Raw genomic sequence first — 16,045 nt, 5'->3', positions numbered from 1 at the left:
GCATGGGGGCGACCCCATGCCTTGTCCTGCCGGCGCGGGCTGCGCCGGGCGCGGTCGCTCTTCTGCAGCGGCCGATGCGTCACCGCTCCACACCACAACCATAAGCGGCCACGCCGTACATACCTCATCAACCAAGGAATTCAAGCAATGGCAGAAGAACGTCAGCCGCGGGGTCGCGATCGCGACCGCAACCGCGAAGAGAAAGTCGACGACGGCATGATCGAGAAGCTGGTCGCGGTCAACCGCGTCAGCAAGACCGTCAAGGGCGGTCGCCAGTTCACCTTCACCGCACTGACGGGGGTGGGCGACGGCAACGGCAAGATCGGTTTCGGGTACGGCAAGGCGCGTGAAGTGCCGGTCGCCATCCAGAAGTCGATGGAATACGCCCGCAAGGGCATGCTGAACGTCGACCTGAACAACGGCACGCTGTGGCACCCGGTGAAGGCCGGTCACGGTGCGGCGCGCGTGTTCATGCAGCCGGCCTCGGAAGGTACGGGCGTGATCGCCGGCGGTGCCATGCGCGCCGTGCTGGAAGCGGTGGGTGTGAAGAACGTGCTGGCCAAGGCCGTCGGTTCGCGCAACCCGATCAACCTGGTCCGCGCCACGCTGAAGGGCCTGAGCGACATGCAGTCGCCGACCCGCATCGCGGCCAAGCGCGGCAAGAAGGTGGAGGAACTCCTCAATGGCTAACGAGTCCAACAAGACCGTCAAGGTGCGCCTGGTGCGCGGCCTGCGTGGTTCCCAGTCGCGTCACCGCCTGTCGGTGAAGGCGCTGGGCCTGAACAAGCTCAACGACGTGCGTGAACTGAAGGACAGCCCGCAGGTGCGCGGCCTGATCGCCAAGGTCCACTACCTCGTCAAGGTCGAGGAGTAATCAACATGCGTCTCAACACACTGAAGCCCGCCGACGGCGCCCGTACCGAACGCACCCGCGTCGGCCGTGGTATCGGTTCCGGCCTGGGCAAGACCGCGGGTCGTGGCCACAAGGGCTCGTTCGCGCGCGCCGGCAAGGGCAAGATCAAGGCGAAGTTCGAAGGCGGCCAGATGCCGCTGATCAAGCGTCTGCCGAAGGTCGGTTTCCGCTCCAAGCTGAAGCTGGATTGCGCGGAAGTGCTGTCTTACCAGCTGGAAAAGCTGGAAGCCGGCGAGATCGACTTCGCCGCGCTGCGTGCCGCCAAGCTGGTGCCCAGCACCGCCAAGCGCGCCAAGATCGTGAAGAAGGGCGAACTGACCACGAAGTTCGTGCTGAAGGGCGTGTCCGTCACGGCCGGTGCCAAGGCCGCCATCGAGGCTGCCGGCGGCAGCGTGCAGGGGTAACGGACGCATGGCGCAGGGGAATGCCGCCGGTGCGCTGGCAGGCGCAGGCAAGTTCACCGAACTCCGCCAGCGCCTGCTGTTCGTGCTGGGTGCGCTGATCGTCTACCGGATCGGCTGCTTCATTCCGGTCCCGGGCGTCAATCCCGATGCCATGCTTGCGATGATGCAGGCGCAGGGCGGCGGCATCGTGGACATGTTCAACATGTTCTCGGGCGGCGCCCTGCATCGTTTCAGCATCTTCGCGCTGAACGTCATGCCCTACATCTCGGCGTCGATCGTGATGCAGCTGGGCGTGCACATCTTCCCCAGCCTCAAGGCGCTGCAGAAGGAAGGCGAGTCCGGTCGCCGCAAGATCACCCAGTACTCGCGCATCGGCGCCGTGCTGCTGGCGGTCGTGCAGGGCGGCAGCATCGCCACCGCGCTGCAGAACCAGGTCGCGCCGGGCGGCATGCCGGTGGTGTACGCGCCGGGCATGGGTTTCGTGCTGACCGCGGTGGTCGCACTGACCGCCGGCACCATCTTCCTGATGTGGCTGGGCGAGCAGGTGACGGAGCGCGGCATCGGCAACGGCGTCTCGCTGATCATCTTCGCCGGCATCGTGGCCGGCCTGCCGGGTGCGGTCATCCAGACGGTGGGCGCGTTCCGTGACGGCACGCTGAGCTTCATCTCGCTGCTGGTCATCGCGGTGGTGGTGCTGGGCTTCACGTTCCTGGTCGTCTTCGTGGAGCGCGGGCAGCGACGGATCACGGTGAACTACGCGCGCCGCCAGGGCGGTCGCAACGCGTACATGAACCAGACCTCGTTCCTGCCGCTGAAGCTCAACATGGCCGGTGTCATCCCGCCGATCTTCGCGTCCAGCATTCTGGCTTTCCCGGCCACGCTGGCGATGTGGTCCGGCGAGAACAGCGGTGCCACCACCTGGCTGCAGCGCATCTCCAATGCCCTGGCCCCGGGCGAGCCGCTGCACATGATCGTGTTCGCAGCGATGATCATCGGCTTCGCGTTCTTCTACACGGCGCTGGTGTTCAACTCGCAGGAAACCGCCGAGAACCTGAAGAAGTCGGGCGCGCTGATCCCGGGCATCCGCCCCGGCAAGGCCACCGCCGACTACGTCGACGGCGTGCTGACCCGCCTGACGGCCATCGGTTCGCTGTACCTGGTGGCGGTCTGCCTGCTGCCGGAAGTGATGCGCACGCAGCTGGGCACCTCGTTCTACTTCGGCGGCACCTCGCTGCTGATCGTGGTGGTGGTGGTGATGGACTTCATCGCGCAGATCCAGGCGCACCTGATGTCCCACCAGTACGAGAGCCTGCTGAAGAAGGCCAATCTGAAAGGCGGTTCGCGGGGCGGTCTTGCCCCCCGTGGCTGAGGTATAATCGCGGGCTTCCCGCACCAGTCCGGCCCTCATGGCCGGCTGACTTAGATGGGCGGCCCCCGCAGCGATCCGGTGCGGGGGTGAGAACCGGCCAGTCCCTGCGCCAGAGTAGCGCGGGCGGGGCGGGCAGGGGGGAACCCCGGTCCCGCACCAGGCAGGTTCCGGCGCCGGAGCATGGGCACACTCCCCATGCCGGGTCTGCGGCCGGCTTCGCCGGCACGGACTTCCAAGGAACACCGGATCGGGCTATACTTTCCAGTTCACTCCGCCTGTCTGCGCGAATCCCGCCCGGGACGACCGTACACGGGCCAATACTCACAGTTGGAGAACCGCGTCATGGCGCGTATTGCAGGTGTCAACCTGCCTGCCCAGAAGCATGTCTGGGTCGGTTTGCAAAGCATCTACGGCATCGGCCGTACCCGTTCCAAGAAGGTCTGCGAAGCCGCCGGCGTCGCCTCGACCACCAAGATCCGCGACCTGTCGGAGCCGGAAGTCGAGCGCCTGCGCGCCGAAGTCGGCAAGTACGTGGTCGAAGGCGACCTGCGCCGTGAAGTCGGCATCGCCATCAAGCGCCTGATGGACCTGGGCTGCTACCGCGGCCTGCGCCACCGTCGCGGCCTGCCGCTGCGTGGCCAGCGCACCCGCACCAACGCCCGCACCCGCAAGGGTCCGCGCAAAGCCATCAAGAAGTAAGGGGCGACCATCATGGCCAAGCCAGCTGCTGCCAAAGTCAAGAAGAAGATCAAGCGCGTCATCACCGACGGCGTCGCCCACGTCCACGCTTCTTTCAACAACACCATCGTCACCATCACCGACCGCCAGGGCAATGCGCTTTCCTGGGCGACCTCGGGTGGTGCCGGTTTCCGCGGTTCCCGCAAGTCCACGCCGTTCGCGGCCCAGGTCGCCGCCGAGAAGGCCGGCCGTGCCGCACTGGACTACGGCGTGAAGTCGCTGGAAGTCCGCATCAAGGGCCCGGGTCCGGGTCGTGAGTCGGCCGTGCGTTCGTTGAACAACGTGGGCTACAAGATCACCAACATCATCGACGTGACGCCGATCCCGCACAACGGGTGCCGTCCGCCGAAAAAGCGTCGCGTCTAAGGGGGCGATAAGAAATGGCTCGTTATATCGGTCCTACCTGTAAGCTCGCGCGCCGTGAAGGCGCCGACCTGTCGCTCAAGAGCCCGGCCCGTGCGCTGGACTCCAAGTGCAAGCTGGAGCAGAAGCCCGGCCAGCACGGCGCCACCGCCCGCAAGGGCAAGCTGTCCGACTACGCCACCCAGCTGCGCGAAAAGCAGAAGGTCAAGCGTATCTACGGCCTGCTGGAGCGCCAGTTCCGCAACTACTACAAGAAGGCCTCGACCAAGAAGGGCAACACCGGCGAGAACCTGCTGCAGCTGCTGGAAACCCGCCTGGACAACGTCATCTACCGCATGGGCTTCGCCGTGACCCGTCCGGCCGCGCGCCAGCTGGTCTCGCACCGCGGCGTGCTGGTCAACGGCAAGCCGGTCAACCTGCCTTCCTACCAGGTCAAGGCCGGTGACGCGATCGCGCTGTCGGAGAAGGCCCAGAAGCAGCTCCGCGTGCAGGAGTCGCTGACGGTCGCCGAGCAGCTCGACCTGAACCCGTCGTGGGTCGAAGTCGATGCGAAGAAGTTCAGCGGCGTGTTCAAGGCGGTGCCGGCGCGTTCGGACCTGCCCGCCGACATCAACGAAGCGCTGATCGTCGAGTTGTACTCGAAGTAATTCATTCACGCACCCCCGGGCGACCGGGGGACCGCAGGAGACAAAGCAACATGACGGGTATTACTCAGCAAGTGCTGCGCCCCCGCGGCCCGCAGATCGAGCGCCTGACCGGCAACCGTGCGAAGGTGGTCATTGAACCGCTTGAGCGTGGTTACGGCCATACGCTCGGCAACGCGTTGCGCCGCGTGCTGCTGTCGTCGATCCCCGGCTTCGCGATCACCGAAGTCGAGATCGATGGCGTGCTGCACGAATACAGCACCATCGAAGGCATGCAGGAAGACGTGCTGGAAGTGCTGTTGAACCTGAAGGATGTGGCCATCCGCATCCACAGCGGCGACTCCTCCACGCTGAGCCTGGCCAAGCAGGGCCCGGGCGTGGTGACCGCCGGCGACATCAAGACCGACCACAACGTCGAGATCCTGAATCCGGAACTGGTCATCTGCAACCTGACCAAGGACACGGCGCTGAACATGCGCCTGAAGATCGAGCGTGGTTTCGGCTACCAGCCGGCCGCTGCCCGCCGCCGTCCGGACGAAGAGCCCCGTGCCATCGGCCGCCTGGTGCTGGACGCCTCGTTCTCGCCGGTCCGTCGCGTCGCGTACGCGGTGGAATCGGCGCGCGTCGAGCAGCGCACCGACCTGGACAAGCTGGTCCTGGACATCGAGACCAACGGCACCATCGACGCCGAGGAAGCCGTGCGCACGGCCGCCGACATCCTCAGCGACCAGCTGTCGGTGTTCGGTGACTTCACGCATCGCGACCGCGGCGCGCCGAAGCAGGCTGCCAGCGGCGTTGATCCGGTGCTGCTGCGCCCGATCGACGACCTGGAGCTGACGGTGCGTTCGGCCAACTGCCTGAAGGCCGAGAGCATCTACTACATCGGCGACCTGATCCAGAAGACGGAAGTCGAACTGCTCAAGACCCCGAACCTCGGCAAGAAGTCGCTGACCGAGATCAAGGAAGTCCTGGCGCAGCGCGGCCTGTCCCTGGGCATGAAGCTGGAGAACTGGCCGCCGGCCGGTGTCGCCCAGCACGGCATGCTCGGCTGATGATGCAACACGAAGCTCCCGCCATCGCGCGGGAGCTTCGCTGCAACACCCTCGTCGACGGACCTGAAGGCCCGCGACGCTCCGGTCAGGGATGGCCGGTACGGACCACCCGCAGTCCACTGTTCCAGCGCCTGGAAGGCGACAGCGAAGTACAACGACCCACCATTCAACAGGAATCACACCCATGCGCCACCAGAAAGCCGGTCGCAAGTTCAACCGCACCAGCGCCCATCGCGAAGCGATGTTCCGTAACATGGCCGCCTCGCTGATCAAGCACGGCCTGATCAAGACCCCCCTGCCGAAGGCCAAGGAACTGCGCCGCGTCGCGGAACCGCTGATCACCCTCGGCAAGATCGATGGCGTCGCCAATCGTCGTCTCGCCTTCTCGCGCCTGCGCGACAAGGAAGCCGTCGGCACGCTGTTCACCACCCTCGGCCCGCGCTACCAGTCGCGCCCGGGTGGCTACCTGCGCATCCTGAAGTGCGGCTTCCGCGCCGGCGACAACGCGCCGATGGCGTACGTCGAGCTGGTCGACCGTCCGGAAGCGGCGGCCGAGTAAGCGCCGCGTTACCGCGCGACCCCAGAAACCCCGGCAAATGCCGGGGTTTTTGCTTTTTCGGTGATCCAGGAGGCGCGGCAGACCGCCGCAGGGTGACGTCGGCCCCGCCACGCATGGATAATGCGGGCACGACCTCATGCCACCGGTGCCAATGAATCCTCTTCGCTGGAGTTTCCGTGCGCAGTGTTTCCTGGGCTTCGCGATCTGCGTGGGCCTGCTGGGCTATGCACTTTACGTGCAGTTCGTGCAGCAGCTGGAACCCTGTCCGTTCTGCATCTTCCAGCGGCTGGCCTTCGCCGCGACCGGGGTGTTCTTCCTGCTCGGCGCATTGCATGGACCCCGCCGGCCCGGTGGTCGCAAGGGGTACGGCGTACTGGCGTTCCTCGGCGCGGCGACCGGCATCGGCATCGCGGGCAGGCACGTGTGGGTCCAGCTGTCCCCGCCGCTGATGCCCAGCTGCGGCCCCGGATGGGATTACATGATCGAGACCAACACCTGGCTGGGCGTGGTGCAGAAGGTGCTGACCGCCAAGGGCGACTGCAGCACCATCGACTGGAGCTTCCTGGGCCTGACCATGCCGATGTGGAGCCTGGTGTGGTTCGTGCTGCTGGCGGTCTGGGCGCTCTGGATCGGCTTCCGCGCCCGCAGGACCTCGACCTTCCGCTGATTTGACGCGGCGCACCAATCTGGCAGGATGGTGGGCCCCCAGGAGTCCACCATGAATCCGTCCGACCGCAACCTACGCGCCGTCACCCTGCCGCCGAACTGGGCGCCGGAAAGCTGGCGCTCGCGTCCGGCGGTGCAGATGCCCACGTACCCGGATGCGGCGGCGCTGGAGTCCGCACTCGGCGAACTGCGCCAGCTGCCGCCCCTGGTCACGTCGTGGGAGATCTTCTCGCTGAAGAAGCAACTGGCGGAGGCCCAGGAAGGCAAGCGCTTCCTGCTGCAGGGTGGCGACTGCGCCGAGAGCTTCAGCGACTGCGAGTCCGGGCTGATCTCGAACCGGCTGAAAGTGCTCCTGCAGATGAGCCTGGTGCTGGTGCACGGCCTGCGGCTGCCGGTGGTGCGCGTGGGGCGCTTCGCAGGGCAGTACGCCAAACCGCGCTCGGCGGACATGGAAACGCGCGACGGCGTCACGCTGCCCAGCTATCGCGGCGACCTGGTCAATGCGCCCGAGTTCACGCCCGAAGCCCGCGTGCCCGACCCGCGGCGCATGATCAAGGCGCACGCGCGCTCGGCGATGACGATGAATTTCGTGCGTGCGCTGATCGACGGCGGCTTCGCGGACCTGCACCACCCCGAATACTGGAACCTCAATTGGGTAGGCTATTCGCCGCTGGCGAACGAGTACCAGCACATGGTCACCTCGATCGGTGATGCGGTGAGGTTCATGGAGACCCTGTCGGGCTCCGAGGTGCACAACCTCAACCGGATCGACTTCTACACCTCGCACGAAGCGCTGCTGCTGCCGTACGAGGAAGCGCTGACACGCGAGGTGCCCCGCCAATGGGGCTGGTTCAACCTCAGCACCCATTATCCGTGGATCGGCATGCGCACCGCGGCGGTGGATGGCGCGCACGTGGAGTACCTGCGCGGCGTGCGCAATCCCATCGCCATCAAGGTGGGACCCTCGGTTACGCCCGACCAGCTGCTGCGGCTGATCGACGTACTGAATCCCGAAGATGAAGCAGGCCGCCTGACCTTCATCCATCGCATGGGGGCGACGCAGATCGCGGACAAGCTGCCGCCGCTGCTGGATGCGGTCCGTCGGGACGGTCGTCGCGTGCTGTGGGTGTGCGACCCGATGCACGGCAACACCGAAAGCACGAGCAACGGGTTCAAGACCCGCCGCTTCGACAACGTGCGCGGGGAAGTCGAGCAATCCTTCGACCTGCATGCGGCGGCCGGTACGCGCCTGGGTGGCGTGCATCTGGAGCTGACGGGCGAGGACGTCACCGAATGCACCGGAGGCGCGCGGGAACTTACGGACCTGGATCTGGAGCGCGCTTATCGTTCCACCGTCGATCCGCGGCTGAACTACGAGCAGTCGCTGGAGATCGCCATGTGCATCGTGCGCAAGCAGAACCAGCTGGCCACGCCGGCCACGCGTTGACGGCGGCACCGGGACGGCCTCACGAGCCGTGCGCGTGCGCGGCTGATGCGGTCGGTGGGAGGTGCCAGGTCTTCCCCCGCGCATACAGGCGCGCGAACTCCGCGGCCGGCACCGGCAGGCTGAAGTAGTTGCCCTGCAACTCGTCGCAACCGTTGGCGACGAGCCAGGCTGCCTGCGCGGCCGTTTCGACGCCCTCGGCGATCGTGCGGCACTGCAATTGCGCCGCCAGGCCGATGATGGCGCGCGTGATGGCGGCCTGGTTCGGCTCGCCGACGTCCCGCACGAACGTCTGGTCGATCTTGAGCACGTTGAAGCCGTAGTTGCCCAGATAGCTGAGGCTGGAGAAGCCGGTGCCGAAGTCGTCGATGGCGATGCGCACGCCCAGGGCCTTCAGGGCGCGCAACGTGCGGTCGGTCCGTTGCACGTCGCGCATCAGCGTGGTCTCGGTGACTTCCAGTTCCAGGAACTCGGCGGGCAGCCCGCTGTCCTGCAGCGCTTCGACCACCGTGTCGACCAGGTCGTCGGTGTCGAAGTTGGCGGCGGCGATGTTGACCGACACCCGGATTGGCGGCAGTCCCGCCTGCTGCCAGATGCGGTTCTGCCTGCACGCTGCGCGGATGGCCCACTGGTCGATGTCGACGATCAGGCGCGTTTCTTCGGCGATGGGCAGGAATTCGCCCGGCAGTACCAGCCGGTCGCCACGCTGCCAGCGGGCCAGGCCCTCTACGCCGACGATCCGCCCGCTCAGACTGTCGATCTGCGGCTGGTAGTGCAGGACGAGGTCGCCGTTGCGCAGGCTGCGGCGGAGGCTGTTCTCCAGTTCGATGCGCGCGTCCACGCTGGACGCCAGCTCGCGCGTGTAGAAGCGGCTGGCGTTGCGGCCGTTGCGCTTGGCCAGATACATGGCGGCGTCGGCACGCATCATCAGTGTGCCGGCATCGTAGCCGTCGTCGGGGAACAGGCTGATGCCGATGCTGAAGGCCTGGTGCAGTTCGTGCGAGGCCACGGTATACGGCGTGCCGCACAGGGCGAGCAGGCGGTCCGCGACCTGCAGCACGCTGTCGCGCGTCACCACATTGGGCAGCAGCACCACGAATTCGTCGCCGCCGGTGCGGTAGACCGTCCCCAGGTTGCCCACGTTGCGCTGCAGGCGGCGCGCCACCTGCTGCAGCAGTTCATCTCCCGTGTGATGCCCCAGCGCATCGTTGACGTGCTTGAACAGGTCCAGGTCGAGGAACAGCACGGCGATGCCGTTGCCGTGGTTGGTGGCATGGGTGATGGCCTGGCCCAGGCGCTCGTTGAGCTGGAGGCGGTTGGGGAGCCCGGTCAGCGCATCGTGGTGGGCCAGGAACGTCATGCGCGAACTCAACGCGCGCGATTCGGTGATGTCGCGCAGCACCATCACCGTGCCCACCAAGCGATCGTCGCGGTCGTGGATGGACGACAGCGAGCGCTCCACCAGCATGTACGAACCGTCCTTCCGCTCCAGCCGCAGGTCGCCCGGCTGGCCCGCCGAGTGCGACATGTCGTCCTCATCCTGCGCCTCGACCCTCGCCAGCGGCGCGACGCGGTCCTGTGCCTCGCCCAGTGCCTGGTCCAGGCTCCATCCGCACAGCGCCTCGGCCGCGGGATTCAGGTAGGTCACCCGTCCCTCGGTGTCGACGGTGATGACGGCTTCGCGGATGGAGGTCAGCGTGACTTCGGCCAGTTCGTTCGCCTCGTGCAGTGCATGTTCCAGGCGGGCCTTCTCGGTGATGTCGATCGCCATGACGAAGAATCCACCGATCCTGCCGGTCTCGTCGATGTCGGGCGTGTAGAAGCTGTGCAGGCTGCGTATGCCGTCCCCCGGGGCGGGGCTGCTCCCGAACTCGCCCTCGCGCCCCTGCAGGGCCGCCTCGATCTGCGGCAACCGACGCAGGTAGGCGTCCTCGCCGAACAGCTCGCGCATGTGCCGACCCGCCTGCGGCGTCACGCGCCAGCGGACCTGCTCGGCGAACGCGCGATTGTGGAAAACCAGCCGGTGCTCGACGTCGAACTGTGCGATCAGCGCGGGCAGGCGATCGGTGACGCGCTTGAGGTGGTCGCGCGCCAGCGCCAGCTCGCGATGCGTGCGACGCTGTTCGCTGACATCGTTGCCCATCAGGTACCAGCCGGCGATCCGCCGGCCCGGTTCGACGTCGGGCACGAGGTACAGGTGGACGGCACGTGGGGGCTGCCCGAGTTCGGCGTCCCACGCGATCCACCGGTCCGGGGTGCAGTCGCGCATGGCCCGCTTGAGCGAGGCCAGGAACGCCGGCGCGCCCGCATGCACCTCGTCCACGTGCCGCTCGCGCCATTCCTCTTCCGTTCCCGACCACTCCCGGCAGGCGCGGTTGGCGAACCCGTAGCGCCCGCCGGCATCGACATAGGCGATCAGGGCGGGCAGGTGGTCGGCGACCGCGTCCAGCAGGGCACGGCTGCGGTGCTCGGTGCGTGCCAGGTTGCGCAGCAACAGGAACAGCAGCCCTCCCAGCCCGATGCCGGAGAGCGTCAGCGAGACGATGGTGGTCAGTCCGGACAGGGCATCGCGCAGGGGCGGAGACTGCAGGACGAGCTGCCATTCGCTGCCCAGCAGGCGGATGTTGCGCTGGGCCGTGAAGGCCGGTCGCCAACCTTCGCCGTGGCGATCCTGCAGGGCGCGGATCTGGAAGATCGGTTCATCGCCGAAGTCGCGCGCGCGCAGTTGCAGGTCGAACTCGTCGCCGGCGCTCCTGCCGATGGCGTCCTCCATGACCCGCTCCCAGCCGAAGCCGGCCGTGGCGAATCCACGCAGCAGGCGCCGCCGGGCGTCCACGCCGGCGCGCGCCGCGACGGAATCGGCGTAGACCGGCGCGTACAGCAGGAAGCCCGGCAGGCCGGTACTGCCCCGGGAGGCATCGCCCAGCGCGACCAGCGGCGCGGCGGCCAGTTCGCCGCTGTCGCGCGCGGATTCGATGGCGCCACGGCGCACCGTTTCCGCCATGACGTCCTTCCCCAGCAGGGGGCGCATGCCCGGGGCATCCGGATACAGCAGGTCCACGACCACGTATTCGCTGCGGTCGCCAGCGGGATGGATGGCGAAGGCATCCCCGTAGCGTGCGCGCTGGGAGGCGAGGTAGGCGTCGCGCTCGTCATGGCGCACAAGGCGCGCGAACCCGAGCCCGTGCACGCCGGCCTGGCGCGTGGGCACCTGCAGCTTCTCGACGAATGCGTAGAAGCTGTCCTGTTCGATGTCCTGCCGCCCTTCCAGCACCGCGGCGGCCGCGCGCACGGTGTCCTCGTAGGCGTTCATGTGGGTGGAGACGGCAGTGGCGATGGCGTCGGCGCGGGCGTCGAACTGGGCGCGCGCATGATCGCGGGCCTGCCGCCAGGCGGTGGCACCGGCCCACAGCGACAGCAGGCAGGCGGCGACCAGCACGCCCCACGCCAGCGAGTTCAGGTTCCGCTGACGTCGTCGTGCCGTGGAGACCGATCCACTCAACGCACGCAGTTCCGATGCCCGGTCCGCGCCTGACTCCACGCGTGCGATCCCCACCTGCTGGTTGCCGGCTATGACGCCACGAACACGGCGCGGCTGCAAGCGGCCCGGCCCGCGGCCCGCGGAACGGGGCGGTCGGCCTGGGTCTCAGCGCCGAGCGGCGCGCGGCGGCAATGTGGGCCAGTACTCGGGCGGCTTGCGTGCCCGTGTCCGCTGCTCGTAGTCGTAGCCAAGCGCGATCAGCCGGGCTTCGCTCCATGCCGGCCCCATGAACACGATGCCCGGCGGCAGTCCGTCGCTGTGGCCCGCCGGCACGGTGAGGCTGGGGTAGCCGGCCACCGCGGCCGCGCCGTAACCGGCGCCAGGGAAGTGGTCGCCGGCCTTGTGGTCGGTCAGCCAGGCGGGACCCGTGGTGGGGGCGATCAGGACATCCAGCTGCTGCGCCTTCAGCGCGGCGTCGATGCCCTCGGGCCCCGCCAGGCGGCGGGCGCGGCTGCGGGCGGCGATGTAGGCCGATTCGCCCAGTCCGCCCTTGGCGTTGGCCCGTTCGAACAGGTCCTGGCCGAAATGCGGCATTTCCGACAGGCGGTACTGTTCGTTGTAGCCGATCAACTGCGTCAGCGTGGTCAGCGGGGCGTTGCGCTCGGCGAGGTAGCGTTCCAGGCCATGCTTGAACTCGTACAGCATCAGCTCCAGTTCGTCAGCGCTCCACTGGCCGTCGGTGGGGATCTCCGCATCCACCACGATCGCGCCGGCCTCGCGCATCACCTGGATGGCGCCCTCCAGCGCTGCGGCCGCGTCGGGATGGATGGCCGCCTTGCTGCGCAGCACGCCGATGCGCGCACCCTTCAGCGCGCCGGGCGTCAGTCGCGCGCTGTAGTCGAGGGTGGTGTTCCAGGCTGCATTGGTCGTTGCGGCGTCGGCAGGGTCCCGCCCGGCCAGCACGCCGAGCAGCAGCGCGGCATCGGCGACGGTGCGCGCGATGGGGCCCGCCGTGTCCTGGCTGTGCGAGATCGGCAGGATGCCTTGCCGGCTGACCAGGCCCACGGTGGGCTTCAGGCCGACCACCCCATTGATCGCCGCCGGGCACAGGATGCTGCCGTCGGTCTCGGTGCCCACGCTGACGGCCGCCAGATTGGCGGATATCGCCACCGCGCTGCCCGAGCTGGAGCCGCAGGGATTGCGGTCCAGTGCGTAGGGGTTGCGGGTCTGCCCGCCGCGCGCGCTCCAGCCCGAGGTCGAATGCGACGAACGGAAGTTGGCCCACTCGCTCAGGTTGGCCTTGCCCAGGATCACCGCGCCGGCCTCGCGCAGGCGCCGCACCAGGAACGCATCCCGGCCGGGCCGGAAATCCTTCAGTGCCAGCGAGCCGGCGGAGGTGGCCAGGGGTACGGCGTCGATGTTGTCCTTCAGCAGCACCGGGATGCCATGCAGCGGGCCGCGCACTGCATTGGCGCGGCGTTCCACATCGCGCAGCGCCGCTTCCTTCAGCGCGTCCGGGTTCAGTTCGATGACGGCGTTGAGCTGGGGCCCGGCCTTGTCGACCGCAGCGATCCGGTCCAAGTAAGCCTGTGTCAGCCTCCGGCTGTCCAGTTCTCCCGCCTGCATGCGCGCCTGCAGGTCGGCGATGTCGAGTTCGGCATAGATGAAGTCGGTCGGGGCTGCGGGCGCGGTGGCATTCGGCGGCGACGCCTGCTGGCAGGCTGCCAGGGCGAGCATCAGGCCGAGCGGCAGCAGGGATCGACGCATGCGGACACCTTTGTCACATCAGTGTGCAGGCTACGCAGCCCCCGCACCGCGCGTCAAATCGACCGGCGACGACGGATATCGCGCCACAGCACCCACACGATCACCAGGTTGACGACGAGCAGGGCCCAGGTATGCCAGCCCGGGTGGTGGTACAGCGCGTACACGTCCAGGGGCAGGTAGGCGGCCGAGCCGATGCAGCCCAGCCACGAGGCCCAGGCGCGTGCGCGCCACAGGCCCCAGGCTTCCAGCAGGCGCATGCCAGCATACACGGCGATGATGAGGGCGGCCACGTGGACCGATTCGGGATTGATGCGGGCCATCCACTGGCTCACCACGCCAGGACCGGCGTCGGGGATGAAGCGGGTGACGATCGCCTGCACGCTCTCGCGCAGGCGGTCCGGGCCGAACGCCAGCAGGCCGCCGGCGAAGGCCAGGGCCAGCACGCCCTTGGCGCCCTCGAACAGGGCGATGGCGTGCAGGCCGGGATGCGCCTTGGGGTCCGGGTTGTAGGTGGCGTCGTCCAAGGCGCGGGCGGCAATTACGCCGCCCGCGAGGCGCGCTTGCGGTCGCTCTCGGTCAGCAGCTTCTTGCGCAGGCGGATTTCCTTCGGCGTGATCTCGACCAGTTCGTCGTCGTCGATGAAGTCCAGCGCCTGCTCCAGCGAGAACTTGATCGCCGGGGTCAGCTGGATGGCGTCGTCCTTGCCCGAGGCGCGCATGTTGGTCAGCGGCTTGGTCTTGATGGCGTTGACGGTCAGGTCGTTGTCCTTGGAGTGGATGCCGACCAGCTGGCCTTCGTACACGTTGTCGCCTTCGGCGGCGAACAGCTTGCCGCGCTCCTGCAGCGGGCCCAGCGCGTACGCCGGCGTGGCGCCCGGCGCATTGGCGATCATCACACCGTTCAGACGCTTGGCGATGGCGCCCTGTTCCTTCGGGCCATAGTGGTCGAACACGTGGAACAGCAGGCCCGAACCCTGGGTCAGCGTCTTGAACTCGTTCTGGAAGCCGATCAGGCCACGCGCCGGGATTTCATAGTCCAGGCGCACGCGGCCCTTGCCGTCGGGTTCCATGTTCTTCAGCTGGCCCTTGCGGGTGCCCAGCTTCTCCATCACGCCGCCCTGGTGAGCTTCCTCCACGTCGACGACGAGCTGCTCGATCGGTTCCATCAGCTGGCCGTCGATCTCCTTGATGATGACCTCCGGGCGCGACACGGCCAGCTCGTAGCCTTCGCGGCGCATGTTCTCGATCAGGACCGACAGGTGCAGTTCGCCGCGGCCGGAGACCAGGAACTTGTCCGCATCCTCCAGCTGCTCGACCTTCAGCGCCACGTTGTGCACGGTCTCGCGCTCCAGGCGTTCCTTCAGCTGGCGGCTGGTCAGGAACTTGCCACCGGACAGGTCCTTGTGGCCGGCGAACGGCGAGTTGTTCACCTGGAACGTCATGCTGATGGTCGGCTCGTCCACCGTCAAAGCCGGCAGCGCCTCCGGGACGTCCAGCGCGCAGACCGTATCGGAGATCGTCAGGTCCTGGATGCCGGAAATGGCCACGATGTCGCCGGCCTCGGCCGATTCCTGCTCGATGCGCTCAAGGCCCAGGAAGCCGAGCACCTGCAGCACCTTGCCCTGGCGCTTCTTGCCTTCGCGGTCGATCACGGCGACCGGCATGTTCTTCTTCAGCGTGCCGCGCTGGATGCGGCCGATGCCGATGACGCCGACGAAGTTGTTGTAGTCCAGCTGGCTGATGCGCATCTGGAAGGCGCCTTCCGGGTCCACGTCGGGCTTGGGCGCGTGCTGCATGATCGCTTCGTACAGCGGGGTCATGTCGCCGGAGCGGACCTCCGGGTCCAGGCTGGCATAGCCGTTCAGCGCCGAGGCGTAGACGATCGGGAAATCCATCTGTTCGGCGGTGGCGCCTAGGCGGTCGAACAGGTCCCACACCTGCTCGACGACCCACTCCGGGCGCGCGCCCGGGCGGTCGATCTTGTTCACCACCACGATCGGCTTGAAACCCATCGCGAAGGCCTTCTGGGTGACGAAGCGGGTCTGCGGCATCGGGCCGTCCATCGCATCGACCAGGATCAGCACGGTGTCCACCATCGACAGCACGCGCTCGACCTCGCCGCCGAAGTCGGCGTGTCCGGGGGTGTCGACGATGTTGATGCGGTTCTCGCGCCAGGTGATGGCGGTGTTCTTGGCCAGGATGGTGATGCCGCGCTCTTTTTCCTGGTCGTTGCTGTCCATCACGCGTTCGGCCAGCACGGTGCGCTCGGAGAGGGTGCCGGACTGCTTCAGCAGCTGGTCGACGAGGGTGGTCTTGCCATGGTCGACGTGCGCGACGATCGCGATATTGCGGAGGGTTTGGATGGACATGGATTCTGGGATCGGAAAAACGCACCCGGATACCCCCTTCGAAGGGGCAGGGCGCGAGGACGGGGAGGAAAGAAGGCGGCGTATTATAGCGGGCTATCGAGCCCTAAGCACCTGATTTGCCGGAGAACACTGAACGAGCGCCGCCGACGACGGTCTTCCCTTGAAAGCCCGGGCTGGCGCCGTGATCTGGCAAAGGGTAGGCCCGCATCCCCGGCCTTGACCTGTCGCCGCTCCCCCATCCGGCCACGTGGTGGGCGGGGAGGGGGCGTCTGGCGCT

General features: G+C 67.4%; 15 protein-coding genes. 11 read left to right on the top strand and 4 right to left on the bottom strand.

The window, feature by feature from the left end; all coding sequences use genetic code 11:
* Nucleotides 1-147 precede the first annotated feature (147 nt).
* From rpsE to CSC76_RS09445, 11 genes are all read left to right on the top strand, one after another.
* On the top strand, nucleotides 148-690 hold the full coding sequence (rpsE, locus tag CSC76_RS09495; protein ID WP_162109782.1) for a 30S ribosomal protein S5: 543 nt from the start codon (nucleotides 148-150) through the stop codon (nucleotides 688-690).
* A complete protein-coding gene (gene rpmD, locus CSC76_RS09490) occupies nucleotides 683-874 on the top strand; it encodes a 50S ribosomal protein L30 (RefSeq protein WP_055941302.1) in 192 nt (63 codons plus the stop codon). The genes rpsE and rpmD overlap by 8 nt, the downstream gene beginning before the upstream one ends.
* A complete protein-coding gene (gene rplO / locus CSC76_RS09485) occupies nucleotides 874-1,317 on the top strand; it encodes a 50S ribosomal protein L15 (RefSeq protein ID WP_162109802.1) in 444 nt (147 codons plus the stop codon). Before rpmD ends, rplO begins: the two co-directional genes overlap by 1 nt.
* A gap of 7 nt (nucleotides 1,318-1,324) precedes the next feature.
* Nucleotides 1,325-2,686, top strand: a complete 1,362-nt coding sequence (secY, locus tag CSC76_RS09480; protein ID WP_162109781.1) for a preprotein translocase subunit SecY — start codon at nucleotides 1,325-1,327, stop codon at nucleotides 2,684-2,686.
* A gap of 342 nt (nucleotides 2,687-3,028) precedes the next feature.
* On the top strand, nucleotides 3,029-3,385 hold the full coding sequence (rpsM, locus tag CSC76_RS09475; RefSeq protein WP_055943298.1) for a 30S ribosomal protein S13: 357 nt from the start codon (nucleotides 3,029-3,031) through the stop codon (nucleotides 3,383-3,385).
* Between the two features lie 12 nt (nucleotides 3,386-3,397).
* Nucleotides 3,398-3,790: a 30S ribosomal protein S11 gene (gene rpsK / locus CSC76_RS09470; protein WP_055941307.1), complete on the top strand. Its 393-nt coding sequence runs from the start codon at nucleotides 3,398-3,400 to the stop codon at nucleotides 3,788-3,790.
* A gap of 14 nt (nucleotides 3,791-3,804) precedes the next feature.
* On the top strand, nucleotides 3,805-4,434 hold the full coding sequence (gene rpsD, locus CSC76_RS09465; RefSeq protein ID WP_055941309.1) for a 30S ribosomal protein S4: 630 nt from the start codon (nucleotides 3,805-3,807) through the stop codon (nucleotides 4,432-4,434).
* 50 nt (nucleotides 4,435-4,484) lie between these two features.
* Nucleotides 4,485-5,483 carry a DNA-directed RNA polymerase subunit alpha gene (locus CSC76_RS09460; protein WP_162109780.1) on the top strand — a complete coding sequence of 333 codons (999 nt, stop codon included), beginning with the start codon at nucleotides 4,485-4,487 and terminating at the stop codon, nucleotides 5,481-5,483.
* Nucleotides 5,484-5,667: 184 nt separating this feature from the next.
* The gene (gene rplQ / locus CSC76_RS09455; RefSeq protein WP_162109779.1) at nucleotides 5,668-6,042 is read left to right on the top strand and encodes a 50S ribosomal protein L17; all 375 of its coding nucleotides are present in this window, start codon (nucleotides 5,668-5,670) and stop codon (nucleotides 6,040-6,042) included.
* Between the two features lie 151 nt (nucleotides 6,043-6,193).
* On the top strand, nucleotides 6,194-6,709 hold the full coding sequence (locus tag CSC76_RS09450; RefSeq protein WP_162109778.1) for a disulfide bond formation protein B: 516 nt from the start codon (nucleotides 6,194-6,196) through the stop codon (nucleotides 6,707-6,709).
* A 51-nt stretch (nucleotides 6,710-6,760) separates the two neighbouring features.
* Entirely contained in the window at nucleotides 6,761-8,155 is a 1,395-nt protein-coding gene (locus tag CSC76_RS09445) for a class II 3-deoxy-7-phosphoheptulonate synthase (protein WP_162109777.1), read from the top strand.
* A 19-nt stretch (nucleotides 8,156-8,174) separates the two neighbouring features.
* On the opposite strand, the gene CSC76_RS09440 is transcribed toward CSC76_RS09445, so the two are convergent.
* The 4 genes from CSC76_RS09440 to typA all read right to left on the bottom strand — a co-directional run bounded on the left by CSC76_RS09440 (nucleotide 8,175) and on the right by typA (nucleotide 15,768).
* The gene (locus CSC76_RS09440; RefSeq protein ID WP_162109776.1) at nucleotides 8,175-11,693 is read right to left on the bottom strand and encodes a bifunctional diguanylate cyclase/phosphodiesterase; all 3,519 of its coding nucleotides are present in this window, start codon (nucleotides 11,691-11,693) and stop codon (nucleotides 8,175-8,177) included.
* A gap of 105 nt (nucleotides 11,694-11,798) precedes the next feature.
* Nucleotides 11,799-13,400 (bottom strand): amidase, encoded by a 1,602-nt coding sequence (locus tag CSC76_RS09435; RefSeq protein ID WP_162109775.1) that lies wholly within the window; start codon nucleotides 13,398-13,400, stop codon nucleotides 11,799-11,801.
* A gap of 53 nt (nucleotides 13,401-13,453) precedes the next feature.
* The gene (locus tag CSC76_RS09430) at nucleotides 13,454-13,924 is read right to left on the bottom strand and encodes a DUF2127 domain-containing protein (RefSeq protein ID WP_162109774.1); all 471 of its coding nucleotides are present in this window, start codon (nucleotides 13,922-13,924) and stop codon (nucleotides 13,454-13,456) included.
* A 14-nt stretch (nucleotides 13,925-13,938) separates the two neighbouring features.
* Nucleotides 13,939-15,768 carry a translational GTPase TypA gene (gene typA / locus CSC76_RS09425; RefSeq protein ID WP_162109773.1) on the bottom strand — a complete coding sequence of 610 codons (1,830 nt, stop codon included), beginning with the start codon at nucleotides 15,766-15,768 and terminating at the stop codon, nucleotides 13,939-13,941.
* Nucleotides 15,769-16,045 lie beyond the last annotated feature (277 nt).

The organism is Pseudoxanthomonas mexicana, assembly GCF_010093385.1.
Taxonomy (GTDB): Bacteria; Pseudomonadota; Gammaproteobacteria; order Xanthomonadales; family Xanthomonadaceae; genus Pseudoxanthomonas_A; species Pseudoxanthomonas_A mexicana.
Note: the sequence above shows the minus strand (reverse complement) of the source record. Positions and strands in the feature narration are given on the sequence as shown.